Consider the following 13,301-nt stretch of genomic DNA (forward strand, 5'->3'; position numbering starts at 1 on the left):
GCGGGTGGGTCATGGGGTCGCCTGTGAAGGGGCTGCAGCCAGGCGCGCGCGTTCTTGCTCTTGCAGCTGTCGCCAGAGGATCTTGCCGGTGCCCGACTTGGGCAGGGTGTCCACAAATCGCACGATGCGCGGGGTTTTGTAGGCGGCCATGTGCTCGCGGCTCCAGTCGATGAGGTCTTGCTCGGTGACTTGACCTTGGAAGGCAGGCTTGAGCACCAAGAGCGCCATCACGTTTTCGCCGCGCTTGTCGTCGGGCACCGCGATCACGCAGGCTTCGTGCACCGCCGGGTGTTCGTACAAGGTGTTTTCCACCTCGGCGGGCCAGACCTTGAAGCCTGAGACGTTGACCATGCGCTTGAGGCGGTCGCGCATGAAGAAGTAACCCTCTTCGTCCACACTGGCCAAGTCGCCTGTGCGAAAAAACGTTTGGCCGTCCAGCTCAAAAAATGAGGTCTGGTTGGCCTGCTCGTTTTGCCAATAGCCGAGCATCAGTTGCGCGCCACGCGTGACCAGCTCACCCACCTCGCCCACGGGCAACTCGCGCAGAGTTTCTGGGTCCACGATGCGCGCGTCCACGCCGGGCGTGATGACGCCCAAACACTGGCGCTTGCCGCGTGCCGGTGGGTTGCCCAACAAAAATGAGGCGGTCTCGGTCATGCCGTAGGCCTCGTTGTAGGCGATGCCAAAACGCGTTTGCAGCAAGTTCGCCACCGTCTCCGGCATGGCCGCGCCGCCTCCCGCCAAAGCCGACAAGCTGCTCAGGTCGCGCTGCGCGGCGGCCGGGTTGGCAAAGAAGTCGATCAGCATGGCGGGGGGTGCAGACCAGGTCGTGACGCGGTGCTTCTCGATCAATCGCGCCGCTGACGCCGCATGCCAGCGCGGCAGCATGACCACGGTGGCCCCCAGCGTGATCGGAACATTGAGGCCGCCCTGCATGCCCAGCATGTGGAACAAAGGCGCGACAGCCAAAAACACCGAGTCCATGTGCATCCCGCGCCAAACCTGCGCAGCCATGTTGGACGCCAGCACCGTGGCGTGGGTGTGCATGCAGCCCTTGGGGTGGCCGGTGGTGCCCGAGGTGTAGGGCAGCACACACAGGTCGTCGCTGTGTGGGTGCTCTGCAGGCGCGGGCAAGGCCTGTGCGATGGCGTCTTCGAGCCCATGCAGGCCCGGGGCATCGGGCCACTGGCGCGGGGCCAATACAACTTCAGGCACTTCGTCGCTGACGGGCTGCGCAGGCAGGCCTTCTGAATACGCATGCACCAGCACGGCTTGCAATGCATTCGCATCGGCGGGCTGCAGCAGCGGCATGACCTGCGGCAACAACTCTTGCGCCACCATGGCCACCCGTGCGCCGCTGTCTTGCAGGTAGTAGCGGATTTCGCTGGGCGTGCACATGGCGTTGACCGGCACCACCACCGCCCCGGCGCGCATGATGCCGTAGTAGGCCGCCACGTATTGCGGGCAGTTTTGGCTCATCAGCAAAACCCGGTCGCCGCGCTGCACACCCAGGCGCTGGGTGAGGTAACCGGCCAGCGCCTCCACACGCGCATGCAGCGCCGCATAGCTCAGCGTGCTGCCGCAAAAAATCACGGCGGGCTTGTTCGGAAAGCGCTCGGCCGCGACCTGAACGTAATGCGTGAGCGGTACCTGCGGCAGGTTCAGCGTGCGCGGAACGCCTTTGGGCCAATAAGGCAGGGACGATGTGGACATGAGCGGCTCTTTAGGCGGGTGCGGTGTGGGTGGCACAAACGGTGATCACAAACTGCGCGAAATCAGCTCTTTCATGACCTCGCTGGTGCCGCCATAGATGCGGGTCACGCGTGAGTCCACAAAGGCGCGGGTGATGGGGTATTCCATCATGTAGCCGTAGCCGCCATACAGCTGCAGCAATTCGTCGAGCGCTTTGCCCAGCTCTTCGGTGGCAAACAGCTTGGCCATGGCACCTTCTTGCACGGTGAGCTTGCGGCGCAGGTGTTCGCCTAAATACTGGTCCACCATCATGCGCACGGCGGTGGTGCGCACCTTGATTTCGGCCAGCTTGAAACGGGTGTTCTGAAAATCAAACAGCGGCTTGCCAAACACCACGCGCTCCTTGGTGTAGCGCACGGTCTCGTCAAACATCGCCTCCATCTTGGCGGCTGCGCCCAAGGCGATCACAAAGCGCTCTTGCGCCAGCTCTTGCATCAGGTAGGCAAAGCCCTTGTTTTCTTCGCCCAGGATGTTGGTCACAGGCACGCGCACGTCTTCAAAAAACAGCTCGGCGGTGTCGGCCGCTTCTTGGCCCATTTTGTCGAGCTTGCGGCCTTTGCGAAAACCAGCGCGGTCGGCCTCGACCAGGATCAGCGACACGCCCTTGGCACCCAGCTCGGGCTCGGTCTTGGCCACCACCACGACCAGGTCGCAGTTCAGGCCATTGGAGATGAAGGTCTTGGCGCCGTTGATGACGTACTCGTCGCCCTCGCGGCGCGCCGTGGTGCGGATGGCTTTGAGGTCGCTGCCCGCGCCGGGCTCGCTCATGGCAATGGCCAGAATCACCTCGCCCGTGGCGCATTGGAGGAGCCACTGGGCTTTTTGTGCGGGCGTGCCCAGTCGCTCGATGTAGGGGGCCACCACATCCGAGTGCAGCCCAAAGCCCAAGCCGCTCACGCCCGAGCGGCCGATCTCTTCGACGATCACGGCCGCGTGGCCGAAGTCGCCACCGCCGCCGCCCCATTCAGGGTCCATGGTGGCGCACAGCAGGCCTTCGCGCCCGGCCTTGAGCCAGGTTTCGCGGTCGACCTTGCCGTCTTTGTCCCATTGGGCTTGGCGGGGTTTGCATTCGCGCTCCAAAAAGCGGCGCACGGTGGTGCGCAGCATTTCGTGGTCTTCACGGAACACGCTGCGGGGGAAAGTCAGGATGCTGTCCATATGCGCCTTAAGGACGGCCGCCGCCGCAAACCAACACCTGGCCGCTGACGTAGTTGGACTCGGGGATGCAGAACATGTAGACCGCGCCTGCGGCTTCTTCGGGCGTGCCGCCCCGACCCAGCGGGATGGTGGATTCTGCGGCCTTCAGGCGATCGGGCTGCACGCCGACGGCGATGGTGCGGCCCTGAATCTCCACGCTGGCATCACCTGCCGTAAGCGGTTGCGTCAGGCGCGTCATGATCAGACCAAAGGCCACGCTGTTGACGTTGACCTTGTAACGGCCCCACTCTTTGGCCATGGCTTTGGTCAGGCCGTTGATGCCCGCCTTGGCCGCCGCGTAGTTGGCCTGGCCTGCGTTGCCGTAGACGCCCGAGGTGGACGAGATGTTGACCACCTTGCGGTGCTTGGATATGCCCGCTTCGGCCTCTTTTTTGGCCGCGTCGCGGATGAAGCCCGAGGCAGCGCGCAAGATGCGAAACGGCGCGGTCAGGTGCACGGCCAGCATGGCATCCCACTGCTCGTCGCTCATCTTTTGCAGCACGTTGTCCCAGGTGTATCCGGCGTTGTTGACGATGATGTCGATGCCGCCAAAGGCGTCGAGCGCTGTCTTGACAAAGCGGTCGCCAAAGTCGGTGTCGGTCACGCTGCCAATGCAGGCCACGGCCTGGCCGCCGCTGGCTTTGATGTCGGCCACCGTCTGCTCGGCCGGGGCCTGGTCAAGGTCGTTGATGACGAGGCGTGCGCCTTCACTGGCGAGCTTGAGCGCGATTTCACGGCCGATGCCTCGGCCAGAACCTGACACCAGGGCCACCTGGCCTTCGAGTTTGCGGGTCATGAGGAGTCCTTTTCTATGGCATGTTGAAGTCTGAAACGTGTGCGCAATTCTTCTCGTAGGTCGGTGGCTTTAGCCCCGACATTGCTGACTTTGGCGGAGGCTGCATGTCGGGGCTAAAGCCGCCGACCTACAACATCTTTGCGCATTGAAAACTTCAAAGGGCCGGATCAACAAAATGCAGGCCACGGCTTGGCCACCGTTGGCGACGATATCGGCCACCGTCTGCTCAGCCGGGGCTTGGTCGAGGTCGTTGATGACGACGCGGGCACCTTCGCTGGCCAGCTTGAGCGCGATTTCACGGCCGATGCCTCGGCCAGAACCTGACACCTGGGCCACCTGGCCTTCGAGTTTGCGGTTCATGGGGAATCCTTTTCTATGGCATGTTGAAGTCTGAAACGTGTGCGCAATTCTTCTCGTAGGTCGGTGGCTTTAGCCCCGACATGACTCGCTTCGGCGGAGGCTGCATGTCGGGGCTGAAGCCACCGACCTACAACATCTTTGAGCATTGAATACTTCAAGGGGCCGGATCAACAAAATGCAGGCCACGGCTTGGCCACCGCTGGCGATGATGTCGGCCACCGTCTGCTCGGCCGGGGCCTGGTCGAGGTCGTTGATGACGACGCGGGCACCTTCGCTGGCGAGCTTGAGCGCGATTTCACGGCCGATGCCTCGGCCAGAGCCTGAGACCAGGGCCACCTGGCCTTCGAGTTTTCGGGTCATAGGGAATCCTTTTCTTGGGCATGTTGAAGTTTGAAACGTGTGCGCAATTCTTCTCGTAGGTCGGTGGCTTTAGCCCCGACATGACTGGCTTCGGCGCAGGCTGCTTGTCGGGGCTGAAGCCACCGACCTACAACATCTTTGCGCATCGATCTCGTAGGTCGGTACTCGCAGAGTCCGACATGATGGGTTTCGGCACAGGCCCATGTCGGGGTCTTCGACCACCGACCTACAACATCTTTGAGCATTGAAAACTTCACAGAGCCGTATCAACAAAGAGGTTTCAGGCCAGCGCGACGACGGCATCGCCCGCCAACTTGACCTGGCCTTCGGTGTTGGTGGTGGTCAGCGACAGGCGCACACGGCGCTCGCCACCCACTTCAAACTTTTCGGTCACTTGGCCGGTGCAGGTGATTTTTTCGTGCACCAGGGTCATGGCGGCAAAGCGCACGCTGTAGTCGCGTATCGCCGTTTGCGGCACCCAGTTGGTGAGCAGGCGCGCCAGCCAGCCCATAGACAACATGCCGTGCGCGATCACGTCGGGCATGCCCGCGCTGTGGGCCAAGTCGGTGTCGACGTGGATCGGGTTGTGGTCGCCCGATGCGCCGCAGTACAGCGCCAGCGTCAGGCGCGAGAGGGGGGGCAATTCCAGCGCGGGGATCATGTCGCCCACCTGAAGGTCGTCGAATCGTTGCATGGTTGTGCTCATGGTGAATGCCTCAGGCGTTGCGCTGGACGGTGATGCTGCGCAAGTCGGCCACATGCTCCCCGCGCTGGTTGCTCACGCGGGTCTTGCGCACCACGAACTCCAGTGCGCCGCCCTTTTTGTCATAGATGTCCTCGATGCGCTGCTCGTAAGTCAACACATCGCCGGCATAGGCCATGCGGTGAAACGTGAAGCCCTGCTCGCCGTGCAGCACACGGCGGTAGTCCATGCCCAGCAGGTTGCGGATCGCGGCCGGATCGGGCGACTCCATCTCCAGGCAAAAGAAGAACGTGGGCGGCACGGGCAAGGCCGGGTGCCCGGCGGCGCGGGCTGCGGCTTCGTCGGTGTAGACCGGGTCGGTCTGGCCGGTGGCCTTTGCAAAAAAGCGCAAGCGGCCTTTCTCCACCAGGACCTCGAACGCGGGCATGGTGTGGCCGATGAATTGACGGTCGATCATTTTTCACCCCCTTGGTGGGCATCGGCTACACGAAGTGAGGAGCGTGGGGGCTTCATGTTCACACCTTTTGGTACAGCGTGACCACACAAGCACCGCCTAAACCCAGGTTGTGCTGCAGCCCCAAGCGTGCACCTTCAACCTGGCGCTGATCGGCCTGGCCGCGCAACTGCGAGACCAGCTCGTAGCACTGCGCCAGCCCGGTGGCGCCCAGTGGGTGGCCCTTGGACAGCAGGCCGCCCGAGGGGTTGGTGACGATGCGCCCGCCGTAGGTGTTGTCGCCATCCAGAATGAACTTTTCGGCGGTGCCTTCGGGCGTCAGGCCCAGGCCCTCGTAGGTGAGGAGTTCGTTGGCGGTGAAGCAGTCGTGCAGCTCGACCACGTCGAGGTCTTCGGGGCCAATGCCTGCGGCTTCGTAGACCTGCTTGGCCGCGTTGGCCGTCATGTCGTAGCCGACCACTCGGCGCATGTCATCGCTGTCAAAGGTGCTGGGCGTGTCGGTGGTCATGGCCTGTGCGGCAATCACCACGCTGGCGTCGAGCTTGTGCTTTTTGGCAAAGTCGGCCGAGCAGACGATGGACGCTGCCGCACCGCAGGTGGGCGGGCAGCACTGGTAGCGCGTGAGCGGGCCGAACACGGTGGGCGAGGCCATCACCTCTTCGAGCGTGAGCGTCTGGCGGAACACGGCCAGCGGGTTGCGCGCCGCATGCTGGCGCGCCTTGACCGAGATGCGACCAAAGGTGTCGGCGCGGATGCCGTATTCCTTCATGTAGTCCATGCCCGCACCGCCAAAGAACTGCGCGGCACGGGGCGCAGACTCATCAAACCCCTGGTGCGCGGTCATGGTCTCGGCAAAACGGGCCATGGGCGATGGGCGGTCTTCGTACGCGCCTTTGAGCGCGCCGGGCACCATCTGCTCAAAGCCCAGGGCAATGGCGCATTCGACCATGCCACTCTCGACCGCCTGACGCGCCAGGAACAGCGCGCTCGACCCGGTAGAGCAGTTGTTGTTGAGATTGAAGACCGGGATGCCCGTCAGGCCCACGCCGTAGATGGCGGCCTGCCCGGCGGTGGAATCACCATAAACGTAGCCCACATAGGCTTGCTGCACCGCGTCGTACGGCACGCCCGCGTCGTCGAGAGCCAGCTTGGCTGCACGCGCACCCATGAGGTTGTAGGACTCGCTGGCCCCGGGTTTGGTGAAAGGAATCATGCCCACGCCAACGACGTGAACTGCGCGCTTGCTAACGGCCATGCCTGCTCCTTGAAAGGGTTCGATACGGACAAAGTATCGAGCGGGAGCAGGGCTTCACCAATCGCCAATCAGGTCAAGATGATTGGCAGGAAGTGACATTTATTGGATCGCGTTAGGAGAGCAGCTCAACTGCTATTGAAGGTTGCAAGCTCATTAACGGTTGAATGCATCGGAGTGCTGCTGATTGGCGAAACTTTCAGTGGAATGATGGTTTGGCACACGCTACTTTTTGTCACGACTCTCAATTCCGGCCAACTTGTCAGCAGGAAGTCCGTTATTGATAAAGAGTCATTCCAACGCTTCGTCCTCACCCGGTTCGTTGTCTAGGCAGTCACTTCTGACTACCCTTGAATGGAGCTTGTCATGCCCGCTGTTCCTGCCAACGTCCCCACCCGTCTGAAACTGCCTGGCGCGTTCAAGCTGCAGCTTGAAGAGGATGCCAAGCAAATGGGCATGAGCCCGCACGCTTTCTTGGTGAGCACACTGGCCGATGCGACGCCGCGCAAGCGCTTGCGGCAAACATTTGCACAAGTTTCGGCAGATGCGCTGGCGGTCATGAAGTCCACCAGCACAGGTCATGCGCTGGAAGATGTTCGCCTCTATTTTTCTCAACTGAAAGCGCATCGTCAGGGGCAGGGCGAGCCGCCTGCACCTTTGCAAGTGCAAAAAATTGGCTGAGGTGTGAGCACCTTATTTCTCAGCCCAGCGGTATTTGAGGATTTGGTCCGACTGGAAACTTTTTTGTTCGAGTCCGAAGATCCCTTGGCCGGGGAACTGCCCGATTTCATCCTGGGTGCCTTGCAAGTGATGACGCATCAACCTGGCATGGGTCGGCCGGAGGAAGCTGGTTTGCATGAACTGATCAGCTTCCGCAGGCGCAGCGTCTGTCTGGCGCGCTGCGCATGGGACGATGTGTTGGACCGGGTCATGGTGGGCCGTATTCGGTACCAGCGCGAAGCGGGTGATCAAGATGATGATGTTTGAGCGTTGAGGCCTCAAAACCCGATTCAAGACGGGACGGGGTAACGCTGAGTGTGCGCCTTGGCGATCAAGCAGCGAGCAAGCGATCCATCAAATGTCGCCTGAAATCGCGCATGCTCGGTATGAACATGTAAACGGTCAAAAGAGCATCCGTGCTCAGGTAAACCACATAGGCATTTTTGTGCTGATATCTTTTGAATCCAGTCCAGCCTGTGCCATCGAGTTCAGAGATGTTGCTGCCCAGTTCCGGATTCACTGCCAATTTATTGAGTTTGACTTTCCATTCTTGATTGATTTCAAGCCAAGTTTCAGCCCCAAATTTCTGCGTCACGTCGTTTTTGATTCTTCGATAGTCTGATTTTGCCGACTGAAGAATCACAACTTTTCTGGGGCCCGTCATTCTTCACGCGCCATTTCACTGAAGAAGTCATCAGCCTCTTGAAACTGGCCTTGAGCCAACTCTTTGTTACCCATGGCAATCAACTTTAAGAGTGCCATGGTTTCTTGTTGTTGCTCGTAGGCTTGGATATCAAGCACCACCATCTTGGCTTCACCGTTTTGCGTGATGATCAGCGGGTCAGGGTTGGTGGCGAAGTTTTTGATGATGTCGGCAGCGTGTGACTTGAGATATGAAATAGGCTTGATTTGTTGAGCGAGTGACATGGCAGCCTCAGAAGTAAATTCAAACCAAATATAGACCAAATTTGGTCCGCGTCAAGTCCATACCCAGCCTGCATGGGTCACCCGGTAGAAGGTGGTTTGCATGAACTGATCATCTCGCGCAGGCGCAGCGGCTATCTGGCGCGCTACGCATGGAACGAAGCTTTGGACCGGGTCATGGTGGCCCGGATTCGTCACCCGCGCGAAGCGGGTGATCATGATGATGAAGTGTGAGCATTGCGGCCACAAAAACCGACTCAAAGCTCGTCGGGGTAACGCTGAGCGTGCGCCTTGGCGATCATTTGCCAAGGCGGCATCCCGAAGTCGTTTTCATCGGCCAATCTGACATCGTGCAGGTCATAATTTTGCGCAGCCAATGCGATGGCTTGGCGTGTATCCGCGCCATGTGCCAAAAGAAGAGCGGTGATTTCGGTGAATGCCAAAAAATCAGGTTCTTTCAGCATGCAGTCGGACCATCGGAACAGCACCATGCTCAGCACCGTGATGGGCTGAACAGCACCATAGTCTTCGTCCAGGGTGCGGACATAAAGAATGTCAGCACCGTCTTTCAGGCATTGTTGAACGGCGGCAAGGTCATGGTCGGCCACCGCATCCAGCAAGGCTTCGTTGAGTTCAAGATTTGTCATGGGTTGGCAATACTATCCGCGCTGAACCACACCGTTTGCACTTTTGTCGTATCCGTTTGTAAATTGAATCAATGCACCGGGTGACCGTCAGCCGGTTCGTGGTGCGCCTGGCGGTAGGCCCCGGGCGTCAGGCCCGTCCAGCTTTTGAAGGCACGGTGGAAGGTGCTGGCTTCTGAAAACCCCACGCGGGCGGCCACTTCGAGCAGGGGCAGGTCGGACTGGGTGAGGAACTCGACGGCCACGTCGCGGCGCAGGGCGTCTTTGATCATTTGGTAGCCCTGGCCTTCGCGTTGCAGGTGGCGGCGCAGAGTTTGGGGGGTGGTGGCCAGCATGTCGCTGATGGCTTCGAGCGAGGGCATTTCTTCGGCCAGGTAGCGGCGCAGCATGCGGCGAATGCGCTCGGTCAGGCTGGCCTGGTCGCGGTATTTGACCAGCAGGCAGGCCGGGGCCAGGTGCAAAAACGCTTCCACGCTTTCGGTGTTCTGCACCACGGGCAGTTCGAGCCATTTGGCGTCAAAGCGGTAGCCCCATTCACCGTCCATCAGGCGTATTGGCGCTTGGAACAGTTTGGAAGCATCGCTGCGGCGGGCCACGTCGCGGTCTTGGTAGACGACTTCATCCACCGGGATGCGCCGCGCCGCCAGCCAGCACATGACGCCGTAGCTGAGGAACATGAAGACCCGCACGGCGTAGGCCTGGCGGTCATTCAGGGTGTGGCGCGGGCTCATGCGCAGATAAGCCACGCCGTCGCTGACCACCAGGCGCGGCACAAAGTCGGGCAGCAGCGCGTGGTAGTAACGCAGCCCGGCACGCACGGCCTCACCCAGTTTGCGGTGGCCCACCAGCATGCGGCAGCCCATGGCAAAAGAGCCCAGAGGCAAGGGGGTGGAGCTCAGGCCCCAAAACTCGTCGCGGTGGTGGCGCACCAGCGCCACCATGAGGCGAGCAAACTGGGTTTGCGTGACGCGCGCCAGCTTGGATTCGAGCAACGCGGGCAGGATGCCCGCACGCCGCAGCACGGCCGCCCGGGCGTTGTCGTCCTCGATGGCCATGAGCATCTGCACCACCTGGTAGGCCGCAATGGTGTGCTGAATGTTGTGTTGGATGGGCGTGGCGTTGGGGGGGCGGCTCATGGCGCAGGGTGATGGGTCGGACTGAGTGAAAAATGGTCAACGGTGTTGCAGGTTTTGCCTTCAACTTCGAGATGGTTGGCTTTGGCACAGGCTTCATGTCGGGGCTAAAGCCACCGACCTACAAAAACCACAGGCCTTGACTTGTAGGTCGGCAGCTTCAGCTCCGACGTTTATCCGCTTCGGCGAAGGCTGCATGTCGGGGCTGAAGCCACCGACCTACGACAAAGCTCAGGCCTTGCCTCTATCCTACGACTTTGCGTTGGCACAAAACATCAATGGCGGTGTCATCGAGTCCCGCAGCGGTCAGCAGCTCGCGGGTGTGCTGGCCCTGCAGGGGCGCGGGGCGCTGCACTTCAAAGCGGTAGCCGCTCATCTGCACTGGCATGGCCAGTTGTGTCATGGTCTGGCCCTGCGCGGTCTGCACCTGCACCCACATGCCCCGGTCCTGAAAGTGCGGCAGCTGTTGCGCCTCGTCGAGCTTGAGCACGGGGGTCACGCAGCAGTCGGCACCTGCCAGCACTTGCGCCCAGTGGGCCAGGGGGTGGGCTTGTACCGCATGGGCCACTTCGCGCCGCACCCAGTCGTTCAAGGCCTGCGTTTTGGGAATGTGGTGCTCGGCCAAGTCGGGGCGGCCCAGCAGCGTGCAAAATCTGTCCCAGAACTTGTGCTCAAAAGCACCCACGGCCAGGTAGCGGCCGTCTTGTGTGGGGTACAGGCCATAGCAGGGCAGCGCCCCGGTCAGCTTGTCGCCACCGGGCTCAGGCACGAGCCCCCGGCTGTGCAGGCCAGCGAGCGGGATGACCGCATGGGCCAGCACGCCGTCGGCAATGGCCACGTCAACATGCCGCCCTTGGCCCGTGCGCTGCGCGTCAAACAGCGCCGCCAGGATGCCCATGACGGCGGGCATGGTGCCGCCCAGCAAGTCGCCCATGGGCAGGTTGGACAGGGCCAGCTCGCCAGCGGGCGTGCCCACTTGGTCGGCCACCCCGGCATAGCCGCAGTAATTCAGGTCGTGCCCGGCCTTTTGACTGAGCGGCCCGGTCTGGCCGTAGCCGCTGATGCTGCAGTAGACCAAGCGCGGGTTGCGGGCACTCACTACGTCGTAGCCCGCGCCCAGCCGGGCCATCACACCGGGGCGAAAGCCTTCGACCAGCACGTCGGCGGTCTCGCACAGCTTGAGCAACAGCTGCACGCCTTCGGGGTGTTTGAGGTCCAGGCGCATGCCGCGTTTGTTGCGGTTGAGCATTTCGCGCACCGGGGGCGAGGCGTAGTCGCCCGCGCCCAGGTCTTCGATCTTGATGACATCGGCGCCCAGGTCGGCCAGGTGCAGGGTGCACATGGGGCCGGGCAAAAGGCGTGTGAGGTCGAGCACACGCACGCCTTGCAGGGGCGGGCGGTTTTGCGGGTTGGTGACTGCGGTGGTCATGCGGCGCTGCCTTTCGCCACGGATTTGCGCAGTTCGGTTTTTTGGACTTTGCCTGCTGCGGTCAGGGGCAGCTTGTCGCGGAATTCGTAGGTTTTGGGGCACTTGAAGGCGCTGATCTGGCCGCGGCAGTGTTGATCAAGCTCGGCTGCGGCAAGAGCCGCCCCCGGTCGCAGCACCACAAAGGCGTGCACGGCCTCGCCCCATTTTTCATGCGGCACACCAATGACGGCGCATGCGGCCACGGCGGGGTGGCTGCTCAGGGCGTTTTCGACTTCGGCGGGGTAGACGTTTTCGCCCCCGGTGATGACCATGTCTTTGATGCGGTCGATGACATACAAAAAGCCGCCTTCGTCCATGGTGCCGCCGTCTCCGGTGTGCAGCCAGCCGCCTTGCAAGGCTTGGGCAGTCTCTTCGGGGCGGCCCCAATAGCCTTGCATGACCATGGGGCCACGGATCAGGATTTCGCCCGAGGTGCCCGGCGGCAGTTCTTGGCCTTCGGCGTCAGCGATGCGGATCTCGGACGACAAGCCCGCCTGGCCTGCCGAGCGCATGCGCGGGCCGGCGAGAAAGTCCCGATCACGCGAGATTTGCAGCACCGACACCGACGCGGCGGTTTCGGTCATGCCATAGGCGTGCACAAACTGGACTTGGGGGAAAGCGGCCAGGCCGCGCTCGAGCAGGGGCAAGGTGATGGGCGCAGCGCCCCACAAAATGCGTTCGAGCTGGGGCAGGTGCTGCGGGTTGAAGCCTTCGGTGTCGAGCAGCATTTGCAGCATGCTGGGCACGATGGCCAGGTCCGACACCCGCTCGCGGGCCATGGTGTCCACCACCTGCCTGGGCTGGAAAACGGGCACGGTCACGCAGGTGCCGCCCACAATGGTCTGCCCCAGCATGCGGCCCAGCCCCGCCACATGGAACATGGGCGAGATGAGCAGGGTGATGTAATGCGGCGGGGTGGGCACTTCGGCCATGCGCCCCACCAGCGACGCCCAGAGGTTGCCGTGCGAGAGCATCACGCCTTTGGGAAAACCGGTGGTGCCGCCGGTGTAGACGATGGCCGCCAGCGTGTCTGGGGCGCTGCGCACATCTTCCATGGGCGATGCGGCGGCAGCTTTTTCTTCCAAACACAGGTAACCATCAGGGGCCTGAGCTTCCCCGATGTAAATCCGATGACGCAGGGCCGGGAGGGCGTCGGTCATGGCCTGCGCAGTGGCCATCAGGCCATCATCCACCGCCAGCGCACTGGCGCCGCAGTCGCCCAAGGCGTAGGCCACTTCGGCCGCTGTCCAGCGGGTGTTGATCGGGTTGATCACCAGCCCCGCCCAGGCCCCAGCCAGCAGCAACTCGATCATGCGGTCACTGTTCAGCGCCAGCACCGACAAGCGCTCGCCCGGTTGCAAGCCCAGCGCACGCAGGGCCGACGCGGTACGGGACACCCGGTCCACCAGTTGCCGAAAAGTCTGGCGGCGGCTGCCTGTGACGGTGGCGATTTTGTCGGGGTGCCTTTGCATTGAGCGGTGCAAACCAGCGGTGAGGTGCATGCTTGTGTCTCCATGAGCGCGGCCTGGTCGCAGGCC

15 protein-coding genes and 2 pseudogenes are annotated in these 13,301 nt (G+C 62.0%); 3 read left to right on the forward strand and 14 right to left on the reverse strand.

What is annotated here, in order from left to right; genetic code table 11:
* Positions 1–9: 9 nt before the first annotated feature.
* The 8 genes and pseudogenes from H663_RS20860 to H663_RS20895 all read right to left on the reverse strand — a co-directional run bounded on the left by H663_RS20860 (position 10) and on the right by H663_RS20895 (position 6,877).
* Positions 10–1,713, reverse strand: a complete 1,704-nt coding sequence (locus H663_RS20860) for a long-chain-fatty-acid--CoA ligase (protein ID WP_053173086.1) — start codon at positions 1,711–1,713, stop codon at positions 10–12.
* A 45-nt stretch (positions 1,714–1,758) separates the two neighbouring features.
* Complete coding sequence (locus tag H663_RS20865) at positions 1,759–2,910, reverse strand: acyl-CoA dehydrogenase family protein (protein ID WP_053173088.1); 1,152 nt, start codon at positions 2,908–2,910, stop codon at positions 1,759–1,761.
* A 7-nt stretch (positions 2,911–2,917) separates the two neighbouring features.
* The gene (locus tag H663_RS20870; RefSeq protein ID WP_053173090.1) at positions 2,918–3,745 is read right to left on the reverse strand and encodes an SDR family NAD(P)-dependent oxidoreductase; all 828 of its coding nucleotides are present in this window, start codon (positions 3,743–3,745) and stop codon (positions 2,918–2,920) included.
* A 174-nt stretch (positions 3,746–3,919) separates the two neighbouring features.
* Positions 3,920–4,105 (reverse strand): annotated as a pseudogene (locus tag H663_RS20875) (SDR family NAD(P)-dependent oxidoreductase); the annotation flags it as partial.
* Between the two features lie 174 nt (positions 4,106–4,279).
* A pseudogene (locus H663_RS42125) lies at positions 4,280–4,465 on the reverse strand (SDR family NAD(P)-dependent oxidoreductase); the annotation flags it as partial.
* A gap of 280 nt (positions 4,466–4,745) precedes the next feature.
* On the reverse strand, positions 4,746–5,171 hold the full coding sequence (locus H663_RS20885; protein WP_053173095.1) for a MaoC family dehydratase: 426 nt from the start codon (positions 5,169–5,171) through the stop codon (positions 4,746–4,748).
* 10 nt (positions 5,172–5,181) lie between these two features.
* Positions 5,182–5,625 carry a MaoC family dehydratase N-terminal domain-containing protein gene (locus H663_RS20890; protein WP_053173097.1) on the reverse strand — a complete coding sequence of 148 codons (444 nt, stop codon included), beginning with the start codon at positions 5,623–5,625 and terminating at the stop codon, positions 5,182–5,184.
* Between the two features lie 58 nt (positions 5,626–5,683).
* Positions 5,684–6,877, reverse strand: a complete 1,194-nt coding sequence (locus H663_RS20895; protein WP_053173099.1) for a lipid-transfer protein — start codon at positions 6,875–6,877, stop codon at positions 5,684–5,686.
* 363 nt (positions 6,878–7,240) lie between these two features.
* Here H663_RS20895 and H663_RS20900 point away from each other — a divergent pair, with 363 nt between their 5' ends.
* Together H663_RS20900 and H663_RS20905 are read left to right on the forward strand one after the other, a co-directional pair.
* Entirely contained in the window at positions 7,241–7,555 is a 315-nt protein-coding gene (locus H663_RS20900; protein WP_053173100.1) for a hypothetical protein, read from the forward strand.
* 3 nt (positions 7,556–7,558) lie between these two features.
* Positions 7,559–7,861: a hypothetical protein gene (locus H663_RS20905; RefSeq protein ID WP_053173103.1), complete on the forward strand. Its 303-nt coding sequence runs from the start codon at positions 7,559–7,561 to the stop codon at positions 7,859–7,861.
* Between the two features lie 64 nt (positions 7,862–7,925).
* Here H663_RS20905 and H663_RS20910 read toward each other — a convergent pair whose 3' ends face one another.
* Both H663_RS20910 and H663_RS20915 read right to left on the reverse strand, forming a co-directional pair.
* Positions 7,926–8,258: a type II toxin-antitoxin system RelE/ParE family toxin gene (locus tag H663_RS20910; RefSeq protein WP_053173105.1), complete on the reverse strand. Its 333-nt coding sequence runs from the start codon at positions 8,256–8,258 to the stop codon at positions 7,926–7,928.
* Positions 8,255–8,521 (reverse strand): type II toxin-antitoxin system Phd/YefM family antitoxin, encoded by a 267-nt coding sequence (locus H663_RS20915; protein ID WP_053173107.1) that lies wholly within the window; start codon positions 8,519–8,521, stop codon positions 8,255–8,257. The genes H663_RS20910 and H663_RS20915 overlap by 4 nt, the downstream gene beginning before the upstream one ends.
* Before the next feature lie 72 nt (positions 8,522–8,593).
* Between H663_RS20915 and H663_RS41485 the strand changes: the two genes are divergently transcribed.
* Positions 8,594–8,752, forward strand: a complete 159-nt coding sequence (locus H663_RS41485) for a hypothetical protein (protein ID WP_165803833.1) — start codon at positions 8,594–8,596, stop codon at positions 8,750–8,752.
* 23 nt (positions 8,753–8,775) lie between these two features.
* On the opposite strand, the gene H663_RS20920 is transcribed toward H663_RS41485, so the two are convergent.
* From H663_RS20920 to H663_RS20935, 4 genes are all read right to left on the reverse strand, one after another.
* The gene (locus H663_RS20920; RefSeq protein WP_053173109.1) at positions 8,776–9,165 is read right to left on the reverse strand and encodes a hypothetical protein; all 390 of its coding nucleotides are present in this window, start codon (positions 9,163–9,165) and stop codon (positions 8,776–8,778) included.
* A gap of 68 nt (positions 9,166–9,233) precedes the next feature.
* On the reverse strand, positions 9,234–10,298 hold the full coding sequence (locus tag H663_RS20925) for an AraC family transcriptional regulator (RefSeq protein WP_053173111.1): 1,065 nt from the start codon (positions 10,296–10,298) through the stop codon (positions 9,234–9,236).
* Positions 10,299–10,539: 241 nt separating this feature from the next.
* On the reverse strand, positions 10,540–11,724 hold the full coding sequence (locus H663_RS20930; RefSeq protein WP_053173114.1) for a CaiB/BaiF CoA transferase family protein: 1,185 nt from the start codon (positions 11,722–11,724) through the stop codon (positions 10,540–10,542).
* On the reverse strand, positions 11,721–13,265 hold the full coding sequence (locus tag H663_RS20935; protein WP_053173116.1) for a long-chain-fatty-acid--CoA ligase: 1,545 nt from the start codon (positions 13,263–13,265) through the stop codon (positions 11,721–11,723). Before H663_RS20935 ends, H663_RS20930 begins: the two co-directional genes overlap by 4 nt.
* Between the last annotated feature and the right edge of the window lie 36 nt (positions 13,266–13,301).

The organism is Limnohabitans planktonicus II-D5, from assembly GCF_001270065.2.
Taxonomy (GTDB): Bacteria; Pseudomonadota; Gammaproteobacteria; order Burkholderiales; family Burkholderiaceae_C; genus Limnohabitans_A; species Limnohabitans_A planktonicus.

Bases quoted from the DNA above. Each gene is read 5' to 3' on its own strand.
- H663_RS20860 (WP_053173086.1), bottom strand. From the start codon at position 1,713: ATGTCCACATCGTCCCTGCCTTATTGGCCCAAAGGCGTTCCGCGCACG.
- H663_RS20865 (WP_053173088.1), bottom strand. From the start codon at position 2,910: ATGGACAGCATCCTGACTTTCCCCCGCAGCGTGTTCCGTGAAGACCAC.
- H663_RS20870 (WP_053173090.1), bottom strand. From the start codon at position 3,745: ATGACCCGCAAACTCGAAGGCCAGGTGGCCCTGGTGTCAGGTTCTGGC.
- H663_RS20885 (WP_053173095.1), bottom strand. From the start codon at position 5,171: ATGAGCACAACCATGCAACGATTCGACGACCTTCAGGTGGGCGACATG.
- H663_RS20890 (WP_053173097.1), bottom strand. From the start codon at position 5,625: ATGATCGACCGTCAATTCATCGGCCACACCATGCCCGCGTTCGAGGTC.
- H663_RS20895 (WP_053173099.1), bottom strand. From the start codon at position 6,877: ATGGCCGTTAGCAAGCGCGCAGTTCACGTCGTTGGCGTGGGCATGATT.
- H663_RS20900 (WP_053173100.1), top strand. From the start codon at position 7,241: ATGCCCGCTGTTCCTGCCAACGTCCCCACCCGTCTGAAACTGCCTGGC.
- H663_RS20910 (WP_053173105.1), bottom strand. From the start codon at position 8,258: ATGACGGGCCCCAGAAAAGTTGTGATTCTTCAGTCGGCAAAATCAGAC.
- H663_RS20915 (WP_053173107.1), bottom strand. From the start codon at position 8,521: ATGTCACTCGCTCAACAAATCAAGCCTATTTCATATCTCAAGTCACAC.
- H663_RS41485 (WP_165803833.1), top strand. From the start codon at position 8,594: ATGGGTCACCCGGTAGAAGGTGGTTTGCATGAACTGATCATCTCGCGC.
- H663_RS20920 (WP_053173109.1), bottom strand. From the start codon at position 9,165: ATGACAAATCTTGAACTCAACGAAGCCTTGCTGGATGCGGTGGCCGAC.
- H663_RS20925 (WP_053173111.1), bottom strand. From the start codon at position 10,298: ATGAGCCGCCCCCCCAACGCCACGCCCATCCAACACAACATTCAGCAC.
- H663_RS20930 (WP_053173114.1), bottom strand. From the start codon at position 11,724: ATGACCACCGCAGTCACCAACCCGCAAAACCGCCCGCCCCTGCAAGGC.
- H663_RS20935 (WP_053173116.1), bottom strand. From the start codon at position 13,265: ATGCACCTCACCGCTGGTTTGCACCGCTCAATGCAAAGGCACCCCGAC.